Annotated in this window: 26 protein-coding genes; 12 read left to right on the plus strand and 14 right to left on the minus strand. The window is 45.6% G+C overall.

Annotation, left to right across the window (positions count from 1 at the left end; all coding sequences use genetic code 11):
• Positions 1-4 precede the first annotated feature (4 nt).
• Positions 5-1,051, minus strand: coding sequence for an ArsR/SmtB family transcription factor (locus AS29_RS01220; protein ID WP_035404191.1), 1,047 nt, complete (start codon positions 1,049-1,051; stop codon positions 5-7).
• A 143-nt stretch (positions 1,052-1,194) separates the two neighbouring features.
• On the opposite strand from AS29_RS01220, the gene AS29_RS01225 reads away from it, so the two are divergent.
• The 4 genes from AS29_RS01225 (at position 1,195) to AS29_RS01240 (ending at position 4,077) form a co-directional block, all read left to right on the plus strand.
• Complete coding sequence (locus AS29_RS01225; protein WP_035404189.1) at positions 1,195-1,968, plus strand: alpha/beta hydrolase; 774 nt, start codon at positions 1,195-1,197, stop codon at positions 1,966-1,968.
• 161 nt (positions 1,969-2,129) lie between these two features.
• A complete protein-coding gene (locus AS29_RS01230; protein ID WP_035404187.1) occupies positions 2,130-2,501 on the plus strand; it encodes a GntR family transcriptional regulator in 372 nt (123 codons plus the stop codon).
• Complete coding sequence (locus AS29_RS01235) at positions 2,498-3,394, plus strand: ABC transporter ATP-binding protein (protein ID WP_035404185.1); 897 nt, start codon at positions 2,498-2,500, stop codon at positions 3,392-3,394. The genes AS29_RS01230 and AS29_RS01235 overlap by 4 nt, the downstream gene beginning before the upstream one ends.
• Positions 3,391-4,077: a hypothetical protein gene (locus AS29_RS01240; protein WP_035404183.1), complete on the plus strand. Its 687-nt coding sequence runs from the start codon at positions 3,391-3,393 to the stop codon at positions 4,075-4,077. Before AS29_RS01235 ends, AS29_RS01240 begins: the two co-directional genes overlap by 4 nt.
• Before the next feature lie 328 nt (positions 4,078-4,405).
• On the opposite strand, the gene AS29_RS01245 is transcribed toward AS29_RS01240, so the two are convergent.
• Positions 4,406-4,648, minus strand: a complete 243-nt coding sequence (locus tag AS29_RS01245; protein ID WP_035404181.1) for a DUF2552 family protein — start codon at positions 4,646-4,648, stop codon at positions 4,406-4,408.
• Positions 4,649-4,658: 10 nt separating this feature from the next.
• Positions 4,659-4,982, minus strand: coding sequence for an iron-sulfur cluster biosynthesis family protein (locus AS29_RS01250; protein ID WP_035404179.1), 324 nt, complete (start codon positions 4,980-4,982; stop codon positions 4,659-4,661).
• A gap of 141 nt (positions 4,983-5,123) precedes the next feature.
• Between AS29_RS01250 and AS29_RS01255 the strand changes: the two genes are divergently transcribed.
• Positions 5,124-5,336, plus strand: coding sequence for a CDGSH iron-sulfur domain-containing protein (locus tag AS29_RS01255; protein ID WP_035404178.1), 213 nt, complete (start codon positions 5,124-5,126; stop codon positions 5,334-5,336).
• 16 nt (positions 5,337-5,352) lie between these two features.
• Positions 5,353-5,589, plus strand: a complete 237-nt coding sequence (locus AS29_RS01260; protein WP_035404176.1) for an HPr family phosphocarrier protein — start codon at positions 5,353-5,355, stop codon at positions 5,587-5,589.
• A gap of 49 nt (positions 5,590-5,638) precedes the next feature.
• On the opposite strand, the gene AS29_RS01265 is transcribed toward AS29_RS01260, so the two are convergent.
• A complete protein-coding gene (locus AS29_RS01265; protein WP_035404174.1) occupies positions 5,639-5,974 on the minus strand; it encodes a YolD-like family protein in 336 nt (111 codons plus the stop codon).
• 18 nt (positions 5,975-5,992) lie between these two features.
• Positions 5,993-7,249, minus strand: coding sequence for a Y-family DNA polymerase (locus tag AS29_RS01270; protein WP_035404172.1), 1,257 nt, complete (start codon positions 7,247-7,249; stop codon positions 5,993-5,995).
• A gap of 213 nt (positions 7,250-7,462) precedes the next feature.
• Between AS29_RS01270 and AS29_RS01275 the strand changes: the two genes are divergently transcribed.
• From AS29_RS01275 to AS29_RS01285, 3 genes are read left to right on the plus strand one after another with little or no spacing between them, the layout of a single operon-like run.
• Positions 7,463-7,669 (plus strand): YqzH family protein, encoded by a 207-nt coding sequence (locus AS29_RS01275; RefSeq protein WP_035404170.1) that lies wholly within the window; start codon positions 7,463-7,465, stop codon positions 7,667-7,669.
• Positions 7,670-7,689: 20 nt separating this feature from the next.
• Positions 7,690-8,229, plus strand: coding sequence for a DUF1572 family protein (locus AS29_RS01280; RefSeq protein ID WP_035404305.1), 540 nt, complete (start codon positions 7,690-7,692; stop codon positions 8,227-8,229).
• 7 nt (positions 8,230-8,236) lie between these two features.
• Complete coding sequence (locus AS29_RS01285) at positions 8,237-8,521, plus strand: hypothetical protein (protein WP_035404168.1); 285 nt, start codon at positions 8,237-8,239, stop codon at positions 8,519-8,521.
• A 75-nt stretch (positions 8,522-8,596) separates the two neighbouring features.
• Here AS29_RS01285 and AS29_RS01290 read toward each other — a convergent pair whose 3' ends face one another.
• Positions 8,597-9,148: a GNAT family N-acetyltransferase gene (locus tag AS29_RS01290; protein WP_082883688.1), complete on the minus strand. Its 552-nt coding sequence runs from the start codon at positions 9,146-9,148 to the stop codon at positions 8,597-8,599.
• Positions 9,149-9,300: 152 nt separating this feature from the next.
• On the opposite strand from AS29_RS01290, the gene AS29_RS01295 reads away from it, so the two are divergent.
• Positions 9,301-9,738: a hypothetical protein gene (locus tag AS29_RS01295; protein ID WP_035404166.1), complete on the plus strand. Its 438-nt coding sequence runs from the start codon at positions 9,301-9,303 to the stop codon at positions 9,736-9,738.
• Positions 9,739-9,752: 14 nt separating this feature from the next.
• Here AS29_RS01295 and AS29_RS01300 read toward each other — a convergent pair whose 3' ends face one another.
• The 5 genes from AS29_RS01300 to AS29_RS01320 all read right to left on the minus strand — a co-directional run bounded on the left by AS29_RS01300 (position 9,753) and on the right by AS29_RS01320 (position 19,020).
• Positions 9,753-12,920 carry a bifunctional cytochrome P450/NADPH--P450 reductase gene (locus AS29_RS01300; RefSeq protein WP_035404164.1) on the minus strand — a complete coding sequence of 1,056 codons (3,168 nt, stop codon included), beginning with the start codon at positions 12,918-12,920 and terminating at the stop codon, positions 9,753-9,755.
• 287 nt (positions 12,921-13,207) lie between these two features.
• A complete protein-coding gene (locus AS29_RS01305; protein WP_035404162.1) occupies positions 13,208-16,378 on the minus strand; it encodes a bifunctional cytochrome P450/NADPH--P450 reductase in 3,171 nt (1,056 codons plus the stop codon).
• Positions 16,379-16,405: 27 nt separating this feature from the next.
• Positions 16,406-16,987 carry a TetR/AcrR family transcriptional regulator gene (locus tag AS29_RS01310; protein WP_051860485.1) on the minus strand — a complete coding sequence of 194 codons (582 nt, stop codon included), beginning with the start codon at positions 16,985-16,987 and terminating at the stop codon, positions 16,406-16,408.
• Positions 16,988-17,260: 273 nt separating this feature from the next.
• Positions 17,261-18,049, minus strand: coding sequence for an SDR family NAD(P)-dependent oxidoreductase (locus AS29_RS01315; RefSeq protein WP_035404160.1), 789 nt, complete (start codon positions 18,047-18,049; stop codon positions 17,261-17,263).
• 11 nt (positions 18,050-18,060) lie between these two features.
• On the minus strand, positions 18,061-19,020 hold the full coding sequence (locus tag AS29_RS01320; RefSeq protein WP_051860484.1) for an MBL fold metallo-hydrolase: 960 nt from the start codon (positions 19,018-19,020) through the stop codon (positions 18,061-18,063).
• A 550-nt stretch (positions 19,021-19,570) separates the two neighbouring features.
• Here AS29_RS01320 and proC point away from each other — a divergent pair.
• Positions 19,571-20,407 carry a pyrroline-5-carboxylate reductase gene (gene proC / locus AS29_RS01325; RefSeq protein WP_035404159.1) on the plus strand — a complete coding sequence of 279 codons (837 nt, stop codon included), beginning with the start codon at positions 19,571-19,573 and terminating at the stop codon, positions 20,405-20,407.
• Positions 20,408-20,451: 44 nt separating this feature from the next.
• Here proC and AS29_RS01330 read toward each other — a convergent pair whose 3' ends face one another.
• Together AS29_RS01330 and AS29_RS01335 are read right to left on the minus strand one after the other, a co-directional pair.
• A complete protein-coding gene (locus AS29_RS01330; RefSeq protein ID WP_035404158.1) occupies positions 20,452-21,426 on the minus strand; it encodes a quinone oxidoreductase family protein in 975 nt (324 codons plus the stop codon).
• 112 nt (positions 21,427-21,538) lie between these two features.
• The gene (locus AS29_RS01335; protein ID WP_035404157.1) at positions 21,539-23,176 is read right to left on the minus strand and encodes a M20/M25/M40 family metallo-hydrolase; all 1,638 of its coding nucleotides are present in this window, start codon (positions 23,174-23,176) and stop codon (positions 21,539-21,541) included.
• Positions 23,177-23,342: 166 nt separating this feature from the next.
• Between AS29_RS01335 and namA the strand changes: the two genes are divergently transcribed.
• On the plus strand, positions 23,343-24,362 hold the full coding sequence (gene namA / locus AS29_RS01340) for an NADPH dehydrogenase NamA (protein ID WP_156505828.1): 1,020 nt from the start codon (positions 23,343-23,345) through the stop codon (positions 24,360-24,362).
• A gap of 460 nt (positions 24,363-24,822) precedes the next feature.
• On the opposite strand, the gene AS29_RS01345 is transcribed toward namA, so the two are convergent.
• Positions 24,823-25,518 carry a glucosaminidase domain-containing protein gene (locus tag AS29_RS01345; RefSeq protein ID WP_051860483.1) on the minus strand — a complete coding sequence of 232 codons (696 nt, stop codon included), beginning with the start codon at positions 25,516-25,518 and terminating at the stop codon, positions 24,823-24,825.

Genomic DNA, 25,518 nt, shown 5'->3' on the forward strand with positions numbered 1-25,518 from the left:
CATATCACTTCCTGTCCAGAAATTGGTTGAGTTCTTCAGAAAGCGCTTGAAGCGAGACCTGTCTCAGGAAGTACTTAGACTCTTTTACTTCCACGAGCCTTGCTCCTTTAAGCGTTTTTAAATGATGATGAATCGTCGTTTTTCCCATCCCAAGTTCATCTGTTACTTCCTGCAGCGTCCGCCCTTTAACGGAGAGCATTTTAATGATTTTCAATCTGATTTCATCTCCAAGCGCTTTATGTTTTTGAACGAGCGAAGCAGGCGGAATGAATGGATCATTCGGATAGATGCTTTCATTGGATGCCGGATAAAAAAATACTTTCGTGTCTTCAAAATCCGCTTCAATATTCCACGGACGGTAAATGGTGTGGGGAATGAGCAGAACGTGATGAATACTCGGCTCAGGAGGATAAATCCTCCCCTCAGTCGCCCATTCTACAAACGGCTCAGGTTTCATTTTCGCGGCCATCTTGCTTTTCGATTCAACATCTCTTTTCAGGATTCTGTTAATTCTTTCTTCATCAGGCTTCACCGCCGCTTCATACCAGCCGGTAAGCATATGTAATAAATGCTTCTTCAGCTTTCCCGGATCCTCCTTGCACACCAGCTCAATATAAGCCGGGAAGAACGGATTCCAGCTTGCCGCTTTCTGCAGCTCAAGCAATGACGCTTCATCTCCCCCCGCAGCTTCTTTTCTCGTTTTCTGTAAGCGAGAGCCAAGGAATGGGAGACAAATACATTTGAATGCTTCATCTGAAAGGGAATTTATGGAGGCTGCGAACGATGAAAGATCCTCAAAGTCCTCTTCATGCAGCAGCTGAAGAAGCGCCTTCCATGTGTTGTTTTTCTCTGCATAATCAAGATGATCCAGCATCTCTTCCTGAAGAGAATCTTTTATTCTCTTCCACTCTGACTCCGGCTGCTCCAGGGTTTTAATCAGCGGCGTGTTCGTAATGGCGGTAATTCCGAGTGCAGCCTCCCATAGCAGTGAATAACGGACCTCAACCTGGTAGGTTTCACGTTCTCTTCCTGTTTCAAAAACAAATTCCATTTCCATCACCTCTCTTTTTATTCTATATTTTTAGAATTGTATATTCAATAAAAATAGAATATTTTTGAAAAATCTTTGAACAGAAGGGATTTTTACCTTTTACAGCGAAAGAATGCTGAAACGAAAGAAAGAGGTTGGAGAGATTGATAGACTGCTTTCAAATCCCAATGAATGCGTTCAACGAGGAGCGGACCATCCGTATATATCGGCCTCCCTCCTACTCAAGCAGCAGCAAAAGCTATCCTGTCCTCTACTTGCATGACGGACAGAATGTTTTTACAGATGAATTGGCTGTTGGCGGCGTATCTCTTGAATTGGCGAAAGAATTACATAATAAACAATATGAAATCATTATTGTGGCTATTGATTTGAATCCCGCCGGAGAAGAACGAATCAACGAGTTATGCCCATGGGTCAGCGGGCCATACAGCGAAAAACTGCTTGGCAGAAAAAGCCTGGCCGGAGGGAAAGGATCCGCCTATCTTGATTTTATCGTTCATGAGCTGAAGCCCTGTATAGATCATTCATACCGGACCATACAAGACCAAACCTTTATGGCCGGCATTTCATTAGGCGGGTCCCTTTCGGTTTATGCAGCGTGTAAATATCCGCATATTTTCACGAGAGTGGCAGGGCTTTCCTCTGCTTTTTACCGCAATCAGGAAGAAATGGAGAAGCTTTTGAAAGAGGCTGACTTTGCTTCATTAAACCGTCTCTATTTGGATTGCGGGACGAATGAGGGCGGCGAACATTCAGCCATCAGTGAGGAGTTCTTATCCTCCAATCAAAGAATTTTCGAGATTCTGAGAAAGAAAACGAAGGAATCAAGATTTGAAGTCATCAATCAGGGACGTCATCACTATTCGGATTTTAAAGAAAGATTCCCCCTGGTTTTAGAATATTTGCTGAAGCCTTAAAATTTATAACCAACTTCTTTATCCAAAGGATGCAATGGCTGCATCCTTTTTTGTACGCTCTGAAATTTAGGCTGATATTCTTCTCTTTCGCCCATTGACATGATCTTCCACAACTTATATAGTTAGTTACATAAGTAATTAACCAAACAACTAAAGGAGGTATTGTTCACTTGATAGATGACAGCCGTCCAATTTACGTACAGATTGCAGAAAGAATTGAAAATGACATCATTGAAGGCGGCCTGCCTGAAGAATCACAAGTCCCCTCAACCAATCAGTTCGCGGCTTTTTATCAAATTAATCCGGCTACAGCCGGTAAAGGAGTCAATTTATTGGTCGATCAAGGAATTCTCTATAAGAAAAGAGGAGTTGGCATGTTTGTCGCTTCAGGGGCTCTTGAAAAGTTAATGGAAAAAAGAAGAGAACAGTTCTTCGAGCAATACATCAAAACGATGCTTCATGAAGCTGAAAAAATAGGCATTACAGCAGATCAGCTGAATGCGATGATTCAAAAAGGGGCGAGCATGCGATGAACCATATATTAGAGGTAAAAGAACTTACAAAAACGTACGGAAAGACCGAAGCCGTTAAGGATGTAAGCTTTTCATTAGAGCCGGGTAAAATTTATGGACTTCTGGGGAGGAACGGTGCAGGAAAAACGACCATCATGAATATGATTACGGCACGGCTTTTTCCAGCAAGCGGAGACATCCGGATTTTCGGGGAAGATCCATATGAGAACCGCGGCGTACTCAGCCAAATCTGCTTCATTAAAGAAAGCCAGAAGTACCCTGATACGTTTAACATTTCGGATTTATTTGATATTTGTTCTTCTGCTTTTCCAAACTGGGATCAGGAATATGCCGACTCTTTAATCAAAGATTTTAACCTCCCTCTTAAGCGGCGGATGAAAAAGCTTTCCCGCGGCATGCTCTCCTCTGCAGGCATTATTGTCGGGCTTGCCAGCAGAGCACCTCTTACGATATTTGATGAACCATACCTTGGCCTTGATGCCGTCGCCAGAAATATTTTTTACGACCGCTTAATTGAAGACTATAGCAGCCATCCCCGCACCATTATCCTATCGACGCACCTAATCGATGAAGTCAGTAAAATTTTGGAGCACGTCCTTGTCATTGATCACGGGAAGCTGATTATGAATGAAGAGGCAGATGCTATTCGCGGCAGAGCCTATACGGTCGTCGGACCTTCAATGAAAGCGGCTGAGTTTACAAAAGGGAAAAATATATTGAAAAGCGAAGCAATTGGAGGACTTGTTTCCGTTACTGTACTGGGCCGGCTGAGTCCGACAGAAAGACAGAACGCTGATCAGCTTGGACTGGAGCTTGCCCCGGTATCCCTGCAGCAGCTGATTATCTATTTAACGAGTGCTTCAGCAGAATTAAAGGAGGAAAAGGCACAATGAACCCAACTGCTGCCGTAATGAAAATTCATTTAAGATACAAACTTACGCTTTTATATTTACCATGGATTATCAGTCTCTCAAGCCTTGCTATTAACTTTCTCGTTGCTTATCTGATTCAAACCGAAGAGGGATTTTATACAGGAGGAGTCATGACTATTTTTGTGTTTATGTTTGTTTCAGGCATTGTCATTCCCTCTCAAACCTTTCCTTTTTCCCTCGATTTGAGTTTGCGGAGAAAGGATTACTTTAAAGGAACCATCTCTATTTTCTTCCTTACAAGCATGGTGACTGCTGTTCTGCTTTCTCTCTTTTCTATTATTGAAAGCCGTGTCACTGCCGGCTGGGGCTTCAATATTCACTTTTTCAGTCTGCTCGATGTGTTTAGCCAAAATCCATTTTGGCAGCTGTGGATCTTTTTTGTCCTATTAGTCTATAACTTTATGTTCGGGTTTCTTATAGCCGGTCTGTACCAGCGTTTTGGAAAAAACGGACTGTACCTTTTCTTCTCTATTCTCGTACTTCTTCTAACAGGTTTAAGCTTAGTCTTCACCTACTTTCAATGGTGGGCCCCATCTTTTGGGTATATAGCAGACCATCCAACCGCTGTTTCTTTATGGATTCTTCTCATCAGCCTGATCTTTCCTGTTTTCGCTTATTTGCTTCTTCGAAGGTCTTCCATCTAATTTCCAAACAGGGCTGTCCATAACCCCACTTGCTATTTAGATTTGTTTAGGCTGATTTTCACTGCAGGGCTCCCTCATCCAGGGGCGGGCAGTAAGCCTCCTCTGGCTTAAGCGCCTGACCCTGTCCCGCTGTTCCCGCCGGAGTGTCGCCCTTCCGCTTCAATCAGAATGACTCTAATTACAGGGAAACGCTTAGAATGCGTCTCCCTGTTTTTTATCAGACTGGACGCCCTGCATTCCTTCGTAATCAGTACTGCGCGCGAAAGAAATAGATTAATTTCCCATTGTATGAGCCAAAAAAAGAGAAGCGCCTAAAGCGCCTCTCTCCTTAAAGTACATCCGTTACATCTTCCATATTTTCGCGCATCCAGGTGATCGCATCATCAATCGTCGGAAATTCCTGGGCCTGGAACGTCATTTCGTCCTGCAGGAGCCAGACATTCTTTTGCTCGTCATGGATTCCTCCGATTGACCAGTGCATCAGACTGAATGGATGATTGTTGTTTAAAAATGATACCCATGTTTTGTCCTGGGCAATGTTTTTCATGGATTGGAATTTGTCTTTTTTCATGGTGTCTTCCTCACTTAACGACTAAACTCATGCGCGGATTGAGCATTTGTGACGGGCTTTTCAGCGCAAAGGTATTGGCGGATTCAAGAAAATCAACGGTCATGTTTTCATCTAAAAAGACCATTTTTGTCTTTTCCAAATAGACCGGTTCAAAATTGGTTTCGATCTTCAAATCATCCTCTTCTGTTTCCTTCACAAGCCAAAGTGCTGCGACCCCTGATACGACACAGCCGCATCCCTCTGTATCATATTTCAGCTTCAAATGAGCTTCCGGGTTTTCACTTAATCTTGGCGCAATTCGTTCTATTGCCTTTTCTGTAAATGTTACATTCATGTCCTGCACCTTCTTTTAGATGATGTATGGACAGTGTACCACAATCTTTGGTTTAACGCCCTACTTGTGCAAAGGACCGTTGCTTTTTCAGATGGTTGGGATTAACATTAGAGTATCTTTTTTCTGGAAAGGAGGACACTCGTGTCTAAAGTTCAAATCAAAATACTGGATAATGGCCCTTTCCGTGTAACTGGAGATGTGGAGCTTGTGGATGCAGAAGGCAATGTGTATCCGGCCAAGCCCGCTTTTTCCTTGTGCCGCTGCGGTCAATCTCAAAACATGCCGTATTGTGATGCTACTCATAAAGGCAAATTTGACTCATGCGTGCGCGCTGAAAAAGAACTGGATTTATAATTAGGGGGATGGGGAAATGAAGGTTCGCGTTTTAAAGCCTGTTTTTGCCGATTCAGCAAGCAAGCTGGTTCATACAGCTAATCAGTTTGAGGAAAGAATCCTTATTAAAAAGGAGCATTGGGTCATTGACGCAAAGAGTTTGCTTGGCGTTTTGGCTCTATCTCTTCAGCCTGGCGAGACAGTTGAAATTGATGCTGAAGGCAATTCAGCTGCTGGCGAAGCGTTCATCGAACTTGGGCTTTTTGAAAAGTAATCCGTAAAAGCAAGGACCAATTGGCCTCTTCCAATTGGTCTTTTCCCGCTCAATCCCCGCACTCCTCAATCTTCACAACGCTCTTGAGCAAAATGGTCTGCCGCTTTCCTTCTGTATTTATAATACGGATTGCCTGTTCAAGCTGGTCGAAAAAATGAATAGATCCGGTGTACGGAACGAGCTGCTCATGCTCGTGAACGGTGAAACGCAGCGGATGATGATTTTCCATTGCGATGCAGATGATTTCGTTAAACTGCTCGAGCTGCTGCTCATCCATTTCCGGCTTCGCTGTATACCGCTCTTCCTCTTTCCATTGCCGAAGCAGCTTTACGTGCTCAGGCAGCATCATAGATGTCCATTTGATGTTTCCCCGGTCGCGGATCATGTTCCTTCTCCTCCTTCCTTATGCTTTGTGCCCGCCTACAAGTGTAGCCCGGTGTCTTGCCGTTCCCGCTTTCGTGTAGGAAACCGCCCGGAGCAGGGAATCGGAGCCGTATTTGCTTCGTATGGAGTCCATGACATACCCGAGCTCGCGCTGCTTTTCCCGGTTTGGCTGAAACAGATTCAGCTGGCTTTCCGTGTCCTCTTCGATGTTGGAGAGAGCAATGGAAATTTTCCGTACGGTCTTTCCGTCATAAAATTCCTTAAAGAGCTCCAGGCAGGTTCTGTAAAGATCCATCGTAATGTTCGTAGGCTCCTCCATCGTACGGGAGCGGTAAAAGCCTCCGCCTAATTCATCCTTGCTGTAGCCGATGCCAAAACTGATGGTGCGGCCGGCCCGGGAGTGATGGCGCGCTCTTCTCGCCACCTCCTCGCACATCTCAAGAATGACATGCTTCACCTCTTCCGGATCCGTGTAGTCGCGCATGAGAATCTGGCTTTTCCCAAAGCTGATCTGCCCCTGCATAATCGGTTCGCCGATATCGGACAAATCCACACCCCAGGCATGGTAGTAAAGCTGATTACCCATAATGCCGAATTTCTTCTCCAGCCTTTCAAGCGGATAATTGGCCAGCTGGCCTATGCTGAAGATTCCCATCCGGTTCAGATTTTTCTCCATCCTGCCGCCAATGCCCCACATTTTGCTCAAAGGCTTCAGGCTCCACAGCTTTTTTTCTACATCATCATACGTCCATTCGGCCACACCCGTTTTCTTCGCGTCAATATCAAGGCAGACTTTGGACAGGAGCATATTCGGCCCGATACCGATCGCGCACGGCAGCTGAAATTCCCGCTCCATTTCATTTTTAATCTTCCAGGCAATCGTATGGGCGTCGCCCCACAGGTGCTCGACACCGTCGACCTGGATAAAGCTTTCGTCCACACTGTAAATGTGAATCGCTTCTCTCGGCACATAGCGGTGAAACATTTTGGAAAGTTCAGTGGAAATGCGGATAAACATCGCCATTTTCGGGTTCACAACGTGGATCCGGGGATCATCCGGGATTTCAAATTTTCTCGATCCAGTTTTAATATTGAAGTCCTTTTTCAATTGGGGAGATGCGGCCAGTACCACACTGCCCTGCCGTTCGGTGTCCCCGACGACAGCAAGATAGCAGGTATGCGGATCCAGTCCCATCAGGACGGCCGCGCAGCTCGCATAAAAGCTTTTCATATCAACGCAAAGGATTTTCTTTTTGGGAAGCTGGTCATAATCCATCGCACTTACCCCTCCAATAAGAATATGTGTTCGTAGTTCTATTATACCGCTAATCATAATCGAATAAACGTTCGTCTTCAATGGTATTTTTTGCCGAACAGTGAAAAAGTGAGGATTTTCCATAAGCGAACCGTTCCATCTGCTGAAAAATCTTTTTTAACAGAAGGAGTTATCTTATAATGTGAGGAAATAGAAAGCAGGTGACGATTGACGATGCAAAGGGAATGGCTCGAGAAAATGCTGAACCGTGCCTTCAGGCAGTATGGACGCGACTTAGAGGAGCACCCGCTTCCCGAAAAAGAAATGGCTTCATTTATGAAGGATATAGAACATATAAAGGATGAGGAAACGGAATATTACGAAGTTATGGAAGATCTCGTGTATGAATATATGGTGAATAAGGATGACTGCAGGTTCTAATGCGAAGCAGGGGTGATGAAATGAGTCTGGGAACCGTGTATCTCAATGTTGTGATCAACCGCTTTAAAGCTGTAAAAAACTTAGGTGACCGGGCAATGGAGCAGTTGAATGCACAGGATTTGCATTGGAAGCAAAACGAAGAAACAAACAGCGCTGCAATCATTGTCAAGCATATGAGCGGCAACATGGTGTCCAGATGGACCAACTTCTTCACAGCAGACGGTGAAAAACCGGACCGCAGCCGTGAGCAGGAATTCCTGAACGATCTGGGAGATAAAGCGGCTGTCATGCAGGTTTGGGAAACCGGCTGGAATGTATTGTTTCGTACACTGCATCAGCTTACGGAGGAAGATTTGCTAAAAGAAATCTATATCCGGGGCGAATCCCACATCGTGTTGGAAGCAATTGAAAGGCAGATGGCCCACTACGCGTATCATACTGGTCAAATTGTACACATTGGAAAGGAACGGAAGGATGCAGCGTGGAAAAGCTTGAGTATACCGAGGGGAGAGTCGGAAACTTTTTTGAAGGAAATGCTTGAGAAACATCGGAAGAGCTGAAGCTTGATTGGATGCTGCAGACAATCTTCTTTTTCCGGCCGGTATCTGGCCTTTTCCAGCCGGCCGCCTTCTCTTTCCGGCCAAAACCCACACGATTCCAGCCGTTCCGCCTTCCTTTCCAGCCAAACTTCTTTTTCCAGCCGATACCGACCCTTTTCCGGCCGGCCGCCTTATGTTTCCAGCCAAAACCCACATGATTCCAGCTGTTCCGTCTTCCTTTCCAGCCAATCTTATTTTTCCAGCCGGTCCCGTCCCTTTTCCAGCGGCCGGCCACAATCTGTTTCCGGGCTGAAAATTTTCCACACCCTATACTAATCCACATAAAAAAACCCGTACCAATACAGGTACAGGTCCTTCTTCTACCATTTTATTCAGCCTGCAGCGCAACCCACTCTCTCCGCAGAATCCCCATCACAATGCGGTCAAATGCTTTTCCGTCTCTGAGGACGGTTTCCCTCAGCCGTCCTTCTTCTTTAAAGCCTGCTTTGCGGTAAGTACGAATGGCTGGTTCATTGTATGAAATCACATCAAGTCCAACACGGTTCAGATTCAGCTCGTAAAACGCGTATTGGAGAAGCAGCTGAAGCGCTTCAGCACCGTAGCCTTTTCCACGGTGTTCTTCCTCGCCGATTCCGATGGCAAGGAGGGCGCATTGATTATTCCACTCGATGCTGTGAAGTGCGGCAAATCCGAGAAGCTGATCTTCTTCATTTGTTCTGATCCTGAATTCAAGTGCTTTTGAAGGCGATTCCGGAACCTTTGGAAAAGCGTAATCGGTATCGACCATTCTCAGGTAATGACTGTTTCTCCAAGTTTTCATTTCCTCAATATCTGAACTTCTAGGCGCTGCAAGGCTTATAGCTGTTCCAGTAAATAAATCGATCATTTGATGTATGTCCCCCTCATTTTGGGGGCTCAGACGGTGCCGGCCCCGCTTTTTTTAAAATTGGTATTCAGCACGGCAATCATAGGCGCATCTCCTCTTGTTAAGATATGTGAATTATATGACAATTCAGCGTGTAAATCAACGGAAAATGGCATATAATGGATCAAGAATAGGAGGACGGGTGAATGAAGGCTACTGTCAGACAGGGTGCGGTTTATGCTGTGTTTTTATTTTTAGCGGGATGGTTATTGCTAAGCGGTGCACAATTCGGATTGACATTAGAAAAAGAAGCGGCAGAAACGTATGAGATGAGAACGTATCATGCCTTTCTGGCTCTCTTTCCCATAGGTGCAGGGATGCTGTTTGCCGTCCCGGAAGTGATGTTGGATTTTTGGAGAGAAGGACGCTGGAAGATTAATTGGCTTAAACTTTTAATAGTCGGACTCCCTCTCGCGTACTTGACTGGAGGAAGTCTGCAATTCCTGACAGGAGCAAATCTGCTGCCATTTTCTGATTTTTTCACAGGGGGATACGGGACCCTTCAAGGTCTTACGATTAGTACCATTTGTGCCACCGCTTTTGGATACACTCTGCTTTCAAGCGTAAGAAAGCAGCCCGGCTAAGAGCTGCTTTCACATTATTTTCCTGGCCATACATCCTTCGCAAATCGCCCCTGCTGATGAAGATCAGCAAGCCAAGCGGCCGCCTCTTCCTCTGAGGCATTTTTTACTGCCTGGTAACTCTCTTTCAAAGCCCCTTCAACGTTCGGCGCCATTTTACTGCCGTCCCCGCATATATAGAGGTGTCCATTTTTCTCCAAAAGAAGGGCAATCAGCTTGGACGCATGTTCTTTAATCAGTTGCTGCACGTAAATTTTCGCGCTGCCTTCCTCACGGGAAAAGGCGGTGTGCAAAAAGACAAGCCCGTCCTTTTCCGCTTCCTTTAGCTCCTGCTCATAAAGAAAATCGTGTTTGCTGTTTCTGCAGCCGAAATAAAGATGGGCAACACCAAGCTTGCAGCCTTGCTCCTGAAGAACACGGCGTCCCTGGAGAAAGCCTCTGAATGGTGCAACTCCGCTGCCCGCCCCGACCATGATGATCGGCGTCTCCGGATTCGCAGGGCGTTGGAAGCCGTTTAGCGGTTCTCTTACGAAACATGCAACCTCGTCTCCCGGCAGCAAACCGGCAAGATAGCCAGATGAGACCCCCTTGTATTCCCCAGCACCGCTCCATGCTTGCTCCTTCAATACGCTGACGGTCAGGCTGACTCTGCCGGGGAACTTATCCGGGGAGCTGGAGATGGAATAATAACGGGGCTTTAATGCAGGAAGCATGCCAATGTACCGCTCAAACGAGAGCTCGCACGCCATGTATTTTTCCAATAGCTCAAGAATTGAAATTCGTTTAGCCAGGATGTCCTCCTGGTATCTATTTAGCATGGCCTCAAGCTCAACCTTATGAGGAGGACAAACTGTAGCCTCCGTGAGGGCTTTAAGCTGATTTCTTGTCACAGGGTGCTGCAGCTCCACACATGCTGAAAGCAGCTTTCGAACTTCAATGGGCTGGCCCATAGGCAAGTGAGAAGCTCCTTCTCCTTTAAGGACAACCGTTTCCCGGCCGGATAGACGAAAACGGCGGAGCACGCGATTTACGGATTCAGGACTGTTGCATGGCAGGATTCCGATATGGCCCCCTTCCCTGTAGTTCACATCTTTCGGCAGCGAAATTTCAATGTAACGGGTACTTCTGGCGCTTAAAGACGACTGCAGCTCCTTATTTACCGCGATCTTCGCTGCAAACGCCTTGTACACTTCTGCCATGGGGGCCAGGGTGTCGCCGCTTACAAATTCCACGGTCAGTTTATCCGATTCCTCTAAGCTCTCAGCCTGAAGCTCTATGTGAAAATGGGAGGCAAGTGAAGGCCATAGCTCACGTTCCCATTCTTTGTATTCTCCATAAAGATCCGTGTCTGCATCTCCTTGACCAAGTCTTGCAATCCGAAGTGCCCCTTTTTCCTCAAGCTTCTGATCAATATAGACAGGAATTCGCTGATAGGTAGCGGACCAGCTTCGGTCTCCGCAGCCAAAGACTGCAAAGGCCACCCCACTCATTTCCGCTGCATTTGCCTCAGCCACCCAGCTGATAAACTTCCTTGCATGATCCGGCGGGCTCCCGTTATAGGAAGAGGAGATGATGATGACAGCCCCCTGATTCGGCAGCCTGCACACGAAATCATCGAGCGGGCCGATTTTGACTTGAAAACCGAGGCCGGCCGCCCTTTTCGCCAGCTGTTTAGCGAGCCCTTCCGAGGTACCCATATTTGAACCATAGAGAATAAGAAGCGGGGACCCGTGTGAGTTCTCTAATTTGGATTGAATAGACGGAATTACTGATTCTTCGATAGACTTTTCCATATCAGGAGCGGGACCAATCCATTTCTTTCTCGTTTTAACCTTCATGGTAAACCCGTTCGGCTTCCAGCTAAGAGTCTCTTTGATATCAAGCTGATAATCTGTATGATCAATGAAGTCAAAATGCTTCAGCAGCAAGCCGAGGACCAGCGTGGCCTCATGAAGGGCAAACTGCTGTCCGATACAGGCCCGCTGGCCGTTTCCAAAAGGTTTGAACGCATGGGGGGGAATCGTGCTCATATCCTCAAATCTCTCTGGCGTAAAGTCGGCTGCATCGTCGCCCCATACACTTTTATCACGGTGGAGCCGGGGAATCAGAACGGTTACTTCCTGTCCTTTTTCAAGCGCAAATCTCCCGCCGATTACTTCCGGTTCTTTGGCGTAAAGGGAAATAGCGGGAGCTGTAGGCCAGAGGCGAAGCGTTTCATTTAGAATCATTTGAACATATTTCAGTTTTTTAACCTCTTTATATGTTGGGACAGACGATGTTAAAACGCGGTCCGCTTCCTCCTGAGCTCTTTGCAGCACGTGTTTATTCTTAAGAAGCAGGTAAAAAGCAAAAGACAGAAGACCGCTTGTTGTTTCATGGCCGGCGATTAAAAATGTAAGGATCTGAAACCGGATGTTCTCATCGTCAAGCAGCTCCCCCGTCTCGGGATCCGTGTTTCGAAGCATGCGGGACAGCAGATCGTCTGCCCATTCCGCTTCCGGAAGCCGCTTCCTCTCTTCAATCACTTGATCGACCAGATTAAACATTACCTGGATGTGGGCCTGAAATGACGCTTCTTTCTCTGCAAACAGCGCGGCCTCTTTTTTTGAGCGTATGAGCTTGCTCATCGCATCACTAAGAGCTGCTCCCATGCTTTCTATGAAAGGATGGAATTGCTCGCGATAAAAGCTGTTGAACCGGTAGTTAAAACCGCAGAGACCGATTGTATCCAAAGTCAGCCTCGTCATATCTTCTGATACATCAATTGAATCTCCCTCATTCATACGCTCCCATTTTTGCAAAAGCTGGACCGCAATGTCGATCATCATCGAATGATAGCCTTTCATCGCCTTTTGACTGAAGCATGGAAGAAGAATATGATGAGCCTTTTTCCAATTTGGCTCATGCGTCCAGCTTGTAAAAAGACCATCTCCCGATAACGGCCGGAGGTTTTGCAAGGCATGGCTCACGCTTTTATCAAAACGGGATTCATCGAATACTTCTGAGGCAAGCTTATGATTCGAGATGAAAATTGTCGCATTTTTGGGCCTGTCGAATTGAAAAATAGGCCCTGCCCTTTCCGATACTTTCATAAGGGATTGAACCAGTTTTTCAGGGTTCAGCACCGGCCGGGCATGATTGGAACTTTTCAGCTCAAGCTTTGGAACACGGCTTCGCGGTGTCATCTGATGATACCTACTTTCGCTTATAATTCAAGCTTTACTCCATGAATCTCATGTTTTTCTCCCATTTAGAATCTATCACGTTAAAGATTTGCTATAACCATATGCGTTTATACTTTTCAAACCAAAAGAATGATATATAAATATGCAGAATCTCTCATTTTGTGTGGACAATCGCTCTAGCTCGCACAAAAAAAGACCGGATTATTCCGGTTCCGGCCCTTCCTGCCAATATTTTCATAGAGAAACAAGAGAAAGCAGCCCTTGTATTCCGGCTGCTTTCTTCCCTGTTATTTGCCTGCCCATACATCCTTTGCAAAACGGCCTTGCTGCTGAAGGTCAGCGAGCCATTTTTCTGCGTCTTCTTCAGAAGCATTTTTTTCTGTCTTATAGCTCTCTTTCATAACCGTTTCCACATCCGGAGCCATTTTGCTGCCATCTCCGCATATATAGAGGTGTCCCTTAAGATCAAGAAGCGATATTAAATGGGGAGAATCCTCTTTCATCAGATGCTGAACATACGTTTTGGCCATGCCTTCCTCACGAGAGAAAGCGGTATGAAGGGTTACCAAGCCATCCTTCTCCGCGTCAAGGAGCTCCTGCTCATACAAATAATCGTGCTCTCTCGCTCTGCACCCGAAATAGAGATGGGCTTCTCCGAGCTTGTATCCCCGCTCCTTTAAAGCACGCCGTCCCTGTAAAAACCCTCTAAAAGGAGCAATTCCCGTACCAGGGCCTACCATAATGATTGGCGTTTCAGGATCCGCAGGACGTTCAAAACCGCTTTGAGGCTCTTTGACAAAACACGTTACCCGGTCTCCCGGGAGCAAGCGGGCAAGATAGCCAGAAGCGACTCCATTGTATTCACCCGTTCCGCTCCAAGCCGTATCCTTTAATACACTTACCGTCAGGCTCACTTTTTCAGGAGACATTTCAGGTGAGCTGGAAATGGAATAATAGCGCGGCTTCAGTGATGGAAGCAAATTCAAGAACTGTTCAAACGGAAGTTCACATGCCATGTATGTTTCCAAAAGCTCGAGCATCGTTACCCGTTTTGCTAGTATTTCTTCCGGATAATTGGCGAGCATTGCTTCAAGCTCCATGCGATGCGGCGGACAAACATTTACAGCAGCCAGTATTTTAAGCTGTGATCTCGTGACCGGCTCTTGAAGTTCCACATATTTGGAGAACAGCTCCCGAACTCCAATAGGATGACCCTTCGGCAAATGGGAGGTGCTTGCTCCTTCCCCATTCAAAAGAAGCTGTTCCTGTCCATTCAAGCGGAAGCGGCGCAAAACACGGCTGACGATCTCCGGGCTGTTTTTAGGAAAAATTCCAATGTGCCCGCCTTCTTTATAACCTATGCCCTCAGGCAGAAGTAATTCAATATGGCGGGTGCTGCGCCCGCTTACTTCAGATTGAAGCTCTTTTGCCGCACTTACTTCAGCTGTAAAAGCGTTATAGGATTCGGAAAGGGGGACAGCCGTTTCACCTGTAACAAATTCTACTGACAAACCTTCACCTGCCGCAGGTTCTTCCGCAGGCAGCTGAACTCTAAAATAGGAAGCAGCGGATGGCCAAAACTCTTCCTGCCACGCTTCATAATCCCCATCAAAATCAGCGTCTGCATCTCCTTCTCCCTTCAGCGCAAAGCGGATGGCGCCTTTTTCTTCTAAAGTCCGGTCAATAAGATCGGGAATACGCTGATACGTACTTGCCCAGTTGCGGTCCCCGCAGCCGAATACCGTATATTGCACACCCTTCACTTCATCCGAATCTGCTCCCCTCAGCCATTCGGTAAACTTCTGGGCGTTGTCAGGAGGATTGCCGTTGTAGGACGCGGAAAAAATAACAACCGCGCCTTCCCGAGGCAGTCTTCCCGTATATTCATCAAGCGGAGCGGCTTTTGCATTGAAACCATACCTTACCCCTTTTTCTGCAAGCTCCATTGCCAAGCCTTCGGATGTACCCATATTTGAGCCATACAGAACGAGCAATGGTGTTTGATGAGCATTCTCTGGAAGCTTAGAGACAGCCTCCTTCTTGTTTGCTTTCATAGATCCCTCTGGCTGTACAGCAAAGCCCATCCATTTTTTTCGGGAGTTCACCTTCATGGTAAACTGATTTGGCTTTAAGGTGAGCGTTTCTTTCACATCCAGCTCATAGCCGGTATGATCTCTAAAATTAAAATGCTTTAGGAGCAGCCCCATGACGAGGGTGGCTTCATGAAGAGCAAACTGCTGGCCGATACAGGCGCGCTGCCCGTTTCCGAACGGTTTGAAAGCATGCGGAGGAATCGTGCTCATATCCTCGAACCGCTCAGGCTTGAACTCTTCGGCATCTTCCCCCCAAACGGAACGATCGCGGTGAAGCTGCGGAAGGAGAACGGTTACTTCCTCTCCTTTTCCAATGGAATACTCTCCTCCAATGACTTGATCCTCTTTCGCATAGAGGGAAAAAGCAGGAGCGGTTGGCCAAAGTCTAAGTGTTTCATTTAGGATCATCTGAACATATTTCAGCTTCTTGACCTCTTTGTAGCCTGGAACAGAATCCGTCAAAACACGGTCGGCTTCTTCCTGCGCCTTCTTTAATACGTCTGGATTTTTCAGCAAATAATAAAAAGCAAAGGATAGCATACCGCTCGTGGTTTCATGGCCTGCAATGAGGAACGTGATAATCTGGAATCGGATATTTTCATCACTTAGCCCTTCCCCTGTTTCCGGATCCTTGCTTCTCAGCATGTGGGAGAGGAGATCGTCTGCCCATTCCTGCTCGCGCTGTTCTTTCCGTTCCTCAATGAGCTGGTCAACCAGACTGAACATGGATTGAATGTTTTGCTGAAAAACTTCTTCTTTTTCTCTCAAAAAAGCTTCATCCGTTTCCGTACGCTGAAGCTTGCTCATTGCTTCTCCAAGAGCACCTGTCATACTCTCAATAAATGGATGGAAGTTTTCCCTATAGTAGCTGTTGAACCGGTAGTTAAATCCGCAAAGTCCGATTGTATCAAGCGTCAGTCTTGTCATATCTTCGGAAACATCTACAGCGTCACCGGCATTCAGCCGCTCCCATTTTTGAACGAGCTGAATGGCTATGTCGGCCATCATATTATGGTAGCCTTTCATCGCTTTTTGGCTGAAGCTTGGGAGCAGGATATTGTGGGCCTTCTTCCAATTCGGCTCATGCGTCCAGCTTGTAAACAATCCATCTCCTGAAAAAGCACGGACATTTTGAAGTGCCTGACTTACACTTTTATCAAACCTTGTTTCGTCTGAAACCTCCGCAGCAAGATCACGTCCTGACAAATAAACCGTTGATTGCGATGGTTTTTCGAACCGGAAAATGGGCCCCATTTTTTTAGCGATTTCCATAAGTGACTGAACAGGTTTGGCCGGATTTAGAAGCGGAAGATGTCCATAGTCTCCCTGAAACTCCGGCATTGGAATTTTGCTCGTCGTGGTCATCGTGCATTCCTTCTTTCAGAGTGATTTTCAATCATGAATTCTGACAGCATCCCAGCAGCTTTCTTCAATCCCTTTCATTAGCTCGGGAGTTTCTTCAAGATGTCCAGCCCGTATAAGGCGGTGAAGCTCCAGAAACGATCCAAAAAAAATGGCGATTAAGCCGTTTGCCGGCAAATTGCGGATAATTTGTTTCGTCTTGCCTTTTTCAAAAAATTCATAAAGACCTGATAGGGCCTGAACAAATTGATTGGTGCTTTTCTCATTCAAAAAGTGAGCATGTGCATGATTTCTGATAAAACACAAAGCATGCTCATTCTCATTTGTGAAAGATACCATTCCATAAAAAAAGTGCTGAAATTGCTCACGGGAATTTTCCGAATCTGCCGGGTATCCACTTCGAAGAGTTTGTTCAAAACGGCCGAGACATTGCTGAAACAGTACATTTCCGAGCGTCTCTTTATTCTCAAAATACCGGTAAATCGTCCCCGCTCCTACTCCAGCTTTTTCAGCGATTGCTGGAACAGCAGTGGCATCGAATCCTCTTTCAGCAAACAAAATGAGTCCTGCCTGCAATATTTGATTTTCTTTTCCTGCTGCAGCTGTAGCCATCCCAATCCCTCCAAAACAGCGGAATGAACGTTCATTCCGTTCTTTTTAAAGTGTAATCCTTGGAACGCGCCGGCGTGAATAGAGCAGAAGAATGAAAATTTTCTGAGCTTAAAAACCCAGAATGTTCGTACAATCTGACTTTTCATACAAATAAAGGGAAGGAAAAGCGGAGGACGCTTGCTCAGCTGTGAGAGACGGTGAAGCAGCCGCACAGCTAGCTACATGAAAAAAGACCGGATAATGATTCCGGTCTTTTTGAAGCAGCCTAGCCTGTTATTTTTTATTAAACGCATTCCCTGCAAGTTTTTCCACTAATCCCGGCGCGATCTGGTACATAGTGCTTCCTGCATTCATCCATCTTGGCAGGTTGATTTCCCGTTTATACTTACCCATCGAGCCAATCACTTTATCTGCCACATAGTCCGGCGATAGCATCCATCGCTCCACGTTTTTTGTGTACTCGCCGCTTTCATCTGCCGTTTCAAAGAAATTAGTTTTTATCGGTCCAGGGTTAACGGTTGTTACCTTGATTCCGGTCCCGCTGCATTCCATCCGCAGACTGTTTGAGAACCCGAGAACGGCATGCTTTGTTGCCGCATACAGGCTGGATTTAGGCGTAGCTATTTTCCCTGCTTGGGAAGCAATATTGATGATGTGACCGCTGCCTTGTTTTTTCATGGCGGGGAGCACAGCTTTTGTGCAGGCAATCAAGCCAAAGACATTGACTTCAAACATCCCTTCCATTTCCTGAAGAGTGGACTCTTCCACCGTCTTGAAGACCCCAAATCCGGCATTGTTAATGAGTACATCAATGCGGCCCGTCTCAGCCAGGAGCTGCTCGAAGACAGGTGAGATGCCTGCCGTATCCGAAACATCCATTTTCGCATACTTGGCTTCCGTTCCATACGTCTGTTTCAGCTCCATAGCGAGTGCATGCAGACGGTCTTCTCTTCTCGCAAGCAGCACAGGCACTGCACCGGCCGCAGCCGTTTTTCTGGCCATTGCTTCTCCAATTCCTCCGGAGGCTCCGGTAATGTAAACGACTTTATTTTTAAGATCCATTCTCCACCATCCTAAGCAAAATACATTCGGCTTTCTTTTGCACCGTTTGACGTAATTTTACCTAGATTCTCTAAATAATCCAACTGGGCAACTGTTTCAGACATAGTCAGCATCAGCTCTTTATGAAAAACGGTCGGAAAGAGCTCCGTGCATACCTGGAAAGCTGTCATTGGTTTCTGCACGAGCATTTTCCTTACTTCCTCTGCACGGTCACCCTGGCGCTTTTTCCGGTAATGAATGAGTTCGTGTGCATTCTCAATGATCTCCCCATGGCCGGAGAAAACTCTTGAAAGAGGAAGCTGAAGCAGCTTGTCGAACGTTTCGTTAAATTGAAGCTGCGGTTTAGGCCGCTCCGTTCCCTCCATTGGCGGCTCAAGCAAAGGATTAGCAGAGATTTTTTTCAAGAGGACATCCCCCCCGAACAGGAGGCCATCCGCTTCCCTGTATAGGGCGATATGTGATTGCGCATGGCCAGGTGTTTCCATTACACGGAAGCCCGGCATTCCTGGAACTTCATCTCCGCTGGTAATGGTTCCATCAAGAGAAACGGTGCAGGAAAAGGCTAGGGACCGTTCTAAATTCTTAATGTATTTCAAGAAAACAGGATCCACTCCAAACTCAAGCAGCAGGCCCTGGAAGAAGGTTTTTTGATTCTCAAGAAATTCCTGATTCCTTGATAGCCAAGGCTCATTATACGGATGTCCGATAAATCTTGCCCCTTTTAATTCATCCAGGAGTCCTACATGGTCAGGGTGATGATGAGTGACAATGACCTGCTCGATATCTTCAAGCCGGTAACCGGCCTTTTCAAGCTGGATTTTTAAGGAGTCCAGGGCTTCTTCTGTTTTCGGACCTGCGTCAATTAACGTCAGAGCATCTCCCTTGTATACATACACATTGATGTCCCCTACCGGAAATGGCGTTGGGATCGGCATCGTGATTATGGATTCCTGATTCAGTGATGAGTTCATCTTAATCGCTCCTACTTATTATTTTTCTATAATGAGCTCTTGATCGTTGCGGCGTTTAGCCTCTCCCCCTGATGGTCTGCTCAAACCCATTGACTGAGAATCACACAGACGTGTAAACTCTGTGTTTTAACCCGGGCTATTCCTGATACTTATGTATATGACTAGTTTACTCCGCTAACTCTTTTTTGTCATTATATTCAAATAATTCAGCAAAATATTTTTCCAAAGCCTATTGACTTTGGCTTGTCCACCCTTGCATAATGGAGTACAAATATAAACGAGATATCGGAATCGGCGACGACCAGGATCAGTACATTCATCAATGGCGAAAGAGAGCACAGTTCACCGGCTGAAAGACTGTGCAGCCCGCTTGAGAATCGAACCTACCCTGCCAGCTGCTAGGAAAACCTAAGCGCGGCCCGCGATAAAGGCAATGAGCTGGGTGCAGAACGTTTGCGCCAACTAAGGTGGTACCGCGGAACCTTTCCGTCCTTTTACTAGAGGATGGAAAGGTTTTTTGTTTTTCAACTAAAAAGGAGGATGGAATGAAATGAAAATAGGAGTAATTGGCGCAGGTTCAATGGCAGAAGCGATCATTTCCGGATTAATAAATGGGAATGTGGTCCGTCCTGGGAATATACATGTCTGCAATCGCAGCGACAGAAGCAAGCTTTTATATATGCAGGACCATTACGGGGTAAATGTGACTGAAAATAAAGAGGAACTGTTAGAGTGCTCAGAAATTATCATTTTGGCAATGAAACCGAAGGATGCTGAAGAAGCCGTTCTCTCCATCAGGCCTTACGTTAAAAAGCAGCTGTTCCTTTCCGTTTTGGCTGGAGTTACCATTCATACGATTCAGAGGCTGCTCGGTAAAATGGCACCAGTTATACGCGCGATGCCAAATACCTCTGCCGCCATTCAAATGTCTGCAACTGCGATTGCTCCGAGTGAAGAAGTGACCATGCACCAGCTGAAAATGGCCAAACACCTCTTTGAAACGATTGGAATGGTTGCTGTCGTGGAGGAACACAGACTCGATGCTGTAACGGCTCTTTCCGGAAGCGGCCCTGCCTATATCTATTACTTTATTGAAGCAATGGAAAATGCGGCTATGGAAATCGGACTTGACCAGGAGATTGCCAAAAGCTTAATTCTTCAGACACTTGCAGGAGCATCCGAAATGCTGATGCAATCCGATAAGCAGGCTTCCCAATTGCGAAAAGAAGTAACGAGCCCTGGCGGAACGACAGAGGCCGGAATTGAGAAACTAAAGGACTACCAGTTTAATGATGCCATCATTGCATGCGTGAAAAGAGCTGCCGAGCGCTCCGTTGAATTGCAGGCACAGGTTTCAAATGAGGAAAAAAAAATCAGAGAAGCTTAAAAGGCAGTCCGCATTGTGCGGACTGCCTTTTAAACCGTTGCATTTCATCTTACATCGAGCAAAACTTTTCCCGTACTCATCCGGCTTTCAATTAGATCATGGGCTGCTGCTGCCTGTTCAAGAGGAAATCGGTTTCCTATTTCAATAGGTAAAACTCCTTCTTCAAAAAGGCTGAACACCTTTGACGCAGTATTTTGCAATAAATGAGGTCTTTTCTTCCGGGTTGTGCCAAAGCTAAAGCCTAAAACAGAGCGGCAGCTTGCATGAAGGTCGGACGTTTTAAAATGGCCTGCTTCCCCTCCTGCATTTCCAAAGTGAACAAGCCGGCCATAAGGAGCCAGACATGATAGACTTTTCTCTGAAACTTCACCCGAAATCGAATCCAAAATAACATCAGCGCCCAATCCGCCTGTATATTCTGTAACAACCGGAGCAAAGTCCTCACTTTCCATACAAATCACATGATCAGCACCAGCCTGATAAGCAGCTTTGATTTTCTCAGCCCTGCTCACCGTTCCAATTACTTGGGAAGCGCCTAGGCGTTTAGCCAATTTAATGGCTGTCGTTCCGATCCCGCCTGCTGCAGCATGGATTAGCACCGTTTCACCCGCCTGAAGTCTGCCAACATCTGCAAGCAGCTGATAGGAAGTAAAAGAAACGACAGGAAATCCAGCAGCTGTACTCCAGTCCATGCTCTCAGGAATAGCGAAGGTAAGCTGCTCATCCGCAACCGCGAACTCAGCATACGAACCGCTGGAAGGAAAAGCTATAACCCGCTGCCCCGGATGAAATTTTGTTACCCCTTCACCCGTCCCCACGACTGTACCCGCTAAATCAAGACCGGGAATATAAGGAGTTTTGGCTCCTTTTTTACCGTATCTCCCTTTAATATCAGCAAAATTCACACTTGTTTTTTCTACCTGAATTAGTACCTCATGGGATGCAGGTTCCGGTGTTTCCCACTCTATGTATTTCATATGATCCGTACTGCCGAACTCCTCAACAATTATTGCTTTCATCTATGACACCCCTTTGTCTGACGGTCTGCTTTTATTTTATTCTCTTTTCCTTTTTTAGTAAATATATGTACCAAAGCCACAAGCGTAAAAAAAGAAGAGGCAGCCACATGGCTCAGCCCCTTCTCTCTTCCCAGCAGAAAAACTCTTTAATGCTCATTTCCAATATTTCCGGCAGCTGACTGAAGGAATACGGCAGGTATAGCCTTTCTGTCCATTGATGGGCATCGCGCCCAACCGGCCCGATATTGATAACCGGCATGTTTAGTTCCTTAATTTCCTTAACGGGCAAGGAATACCCTCTTTCATACACCGGCAAGCTTTTTGTAAACTTTGAGAGTGATTCATCTGAATCCTGCAGCTGTAGAAAGCTTAGATCGGAAAGACCCGGAAAATAAACTTGACGTTTTAATGAAATTCCATACTCTTTTTTTGCCAATGCTGAAACAAAATCCGCGATGTGCCGAATCATTCGATTTTCATTCGATGAAACTGCAGGATAAAACGGAGGGCCATAGAAAAGAATAATCATCGGTGAAAGCTCTTTACATAAGCCAGCCAGCTCAGCGGCAATGCGGATCGAGGTTTGGCGTCCATCCGACTCACCTCCAGCCTCGGTATCAAGATTGGCAATTCTCCTTTCCACTTCCTGCTTCCCGGCTTTTTTCACTGCATAACTGAAAAGTTCGTCATAGCTTATCACTTTAACCGAAAATGGCTCCGGCTTGTATGGAACTTTTGCAGAATAAGCATTGGCTCTATTTATATAATGCGCTTCGATTTCTTTCGCAGCGGTTTTGGCAGATTGAAGAAGCAGTTCATGAAGCTCTTCAAGCGGCCTCTGCATGGTTAAAACATTAAACAGGGATACCGCGATATGAGGAATCTGCACGGAATACTCCTCTTTCAAATCCTTTTGGAGCAAGCTCGTTGGAGGCGGTGTGACCTCTTCTTCCACCGTTTCACAGTACTCATCATTCAATTCAAGCTGTTCGCTGATTTTGGATGCCATTAAATTAGCATTCAATCCGGAAAAAGGTTCTCCAACATGCGTCTCTTTCCCATAGCAAAGAAATCCTGCAAGGACTTTTCCAATCGACCCTGTGTAAAGATAATAGTCCGGGTCATTCGGATATTTCGTAAACATCGGTTCTGAATTAATACACGCGATATAATCCAGATGATGCTTTTCTTTTAAATCACTCAAAGCTTGTACCGCTGCAAGCATTCCTTCCGAGTTTACTTCTTCATCCGGAACCGTAAGAAGCAGCAGGTTTCCGTCGAACTCTTCTTTCATTGCCTTTTCAATTACACCCATTTGCACGGTCAGGCCCGCCTTCATATCCATCGTTCCCCGGCCAAACAGCCACTCTCCGCTTTCCAGCTCTTTCTGGACTTGTTCAGGCAGCCACTCTTTTTTTTCCTTAAGCGTATCAGTCAGCTCTTTCGGCCGGAATGCAAGATGCCGGAGTTCTCCATAATCAATCACTTCTACCGTATCAAAATGACTTAATAGTATGAGGGTTCTGTCAGTCTTCCCTTTCACAAGAGCCGTTAAAAAACGTCTGCCATCTTTAAGTGGATGAAGAGTTAAATAGTCCGGATTATGGTTGAAATAATTTGTCTGATTCAGCAAATACTGTACATATTCAGGAAACGAGGCTTCTCCAGCTGTTCCGGTTACACTATCGTATTCAACCAGTTTTGCTAATAATTCTGTTAGCTGTTCCTTTGTCTGCCATAATGTTTTCATAAACTCCCCCCATTCTCCATTTGAATCCATTGTATAGAATTTACTAATAATTTCAACAGCTTTGGGGAGAAAATCTACTCTTACCAAGTATCCCGGGCAGATTAAGTGACTTGAAGGAATGACGCTGGTATACTTTTTTTGAAATTATTTCATGGAGGCGAAAATCTTGAATCGAAAATTATTTGAACCATATAAGATAAAGAATGTAGAACTGAAAAATCGGATTGTGATGTCGCCGATGTGCATGTATTCATCCATCAATGAGGACGGAAAGCTTGAAAGCTTCCACCGCACCCATTACGTAAGCCGCGCAGCAGGCCAAACCGGTCTGATCATGCTTGAAGCATCTGCTGTTACGCCGCAAGGCAGAATTTCACCACATGATCTCGGTATTTGGAGTGATGAGCATACAGAAGGTTTTACAAGCCTCGTAAAAGAAATAAAAAGCTATGGAGCTAAAGCGGCTATCCAGCTTGCTCATGCGGGACGAAAAGCTGTATTAAAAGAAGAAATTGCTGCTCCGACTGCTATCCCTTTTAATGAAAATTCAAAAAGGCCAGTAGCCATGACGAAAGAAAAAATCCAGGAAACAATCCTGGCATTCCGTGATGGAGCCCGCCGAGCGAAAGAAGCAGGATTCGATATTATTGAACTTCATGGTGCGCACGGCTATTTGATCAACCAATTCTTATCTCCATTATCCAATCATCGCGATGATGAATATGGGGGTTCGGCTGAAAACCGCTACCGCTTCCTTAGAGAAGTAATTGAAGCCGTGAAAGAAGTATGGCATGGACCGATCTTTGTCAGGGTTTCTGCCACTGATTACCACCCTGAAGGATTAACTCCGGATGATCATGTTGTATTCGCCAAATGGATGCGCGAGCAGGGAATCGACCTAATCGACGTAAGTTCAGGAGCTCTAGTACCGGCGGATATTCCGGTTTACCCAGGATACCAGGTTCCATTTGCAGAAAAAATCCGCCGTGAAGCTGAAATAGCAACAGGTGCAGTAGGTATGATTACTCATGGTCTGCAAGCAGAGGAAATTTTGCGCAGTGAGCGGGCAGACTTAGTTTTCTTAGCCCGTGAGCTTCTGCGTGACCCTTATTGGCCGAGGACTGCTGCTGAACAGCTTGGAACCTCAATTGAATCTCCCATTCAATATGAACGAGGATGGAAGTAAGTACTTTATTCCCCCCAAAAAAAGCATCTCAAATCGCACTGAATTCATGCGATATTTGAGATGCTTTTGCTTATTGATCCAGTTACCCTTAATTCAGGAGATACATCCTTATTGAAACCGATTAGGGACGTTTTATAAGTAATATACTAAAAAACGAAATAGTTTGGATCATGTACGTAACATCTTTAAACAATATGAGTTTAAAAAGGCTCCCAAAATACCCCACACAATAGTACACCTAATTCATTATCTTTCATCTAAACAGCAGGAAGACACAATTATTTTGAGGATCATTCGCGGAGGAGTTACAATTCTTAATGCCGCTAATTATTAATACTGAGTGCTGAAATGACAAACCAAACGAACTAAATTAGAGGAAGACATCAATAGAAGTTAACAGGTTGCTATATGAACAAACACTGCTCACCTTATATAAGGCGCTGGTTCAGCAATTAACGGTTTAATTAGCAAACAGAACACTCCAGGTTTTAGATCCAACAACCCCATCAGCAGATAAACCTTTCATTTGCTGAAACGTTCTGACTGTCCTCTCTGTCTTCGCTCCGAAAATTCCATCTTCAGCCAGCTTAAAATTAAGCTTATTCAACTGTTTTTGCACTTCGACTACATACATCCCTTTCGAACCCTTTTTAATTAATTCTCCAGGGTATGGTTTAGAAACTTTGACAGGCGGCGGAAAAGGCATGCCGGACATCGTATCATACTTTGCCAAGTTGTTTCTCTCAATAATGCCAATTAGCTTTTCAGCATACTTTGGATCACTTGCATATCCCGCCTGCTGCAGAGCGGAACATGCCTTCTTGTAGTCTGTTTCTCCGAAAATAGGCGCGTATCTCGTCCCTCTTTTATAAAACTCTACCAGGTCTTTAATTGATTCATACCAGGTTGGATAGCGTTTGAAAGCAGAGGAAACCACTCTCTCTTCTCCCTCCACATATTCAATGGTTCTAATCACAATGGATTGTCCTTTATAAGAGCCTTTAATTCCGAATAAGTTTAGAGCATTTTTTGCCAGAAAGCTTTCTCCCCAGCCAGTTTCAAGTATGGATTGAGCGATAAGCATAGAGGCAGATATATTCTCTTCCTTTTGTACTTTAAGAACATAAGGAAGCATTAATTCAATAAAGTTTTCCAC

The sequence above is a fragment of the Bacillus sp. SJS genome (assembly GCF_000732485.2).
Lineage (GTDB): Bacteria > Bacillota > Bacilli > Bacillales > Bacillaceae > Metabacillus_B > Metabacillus_B sediminis.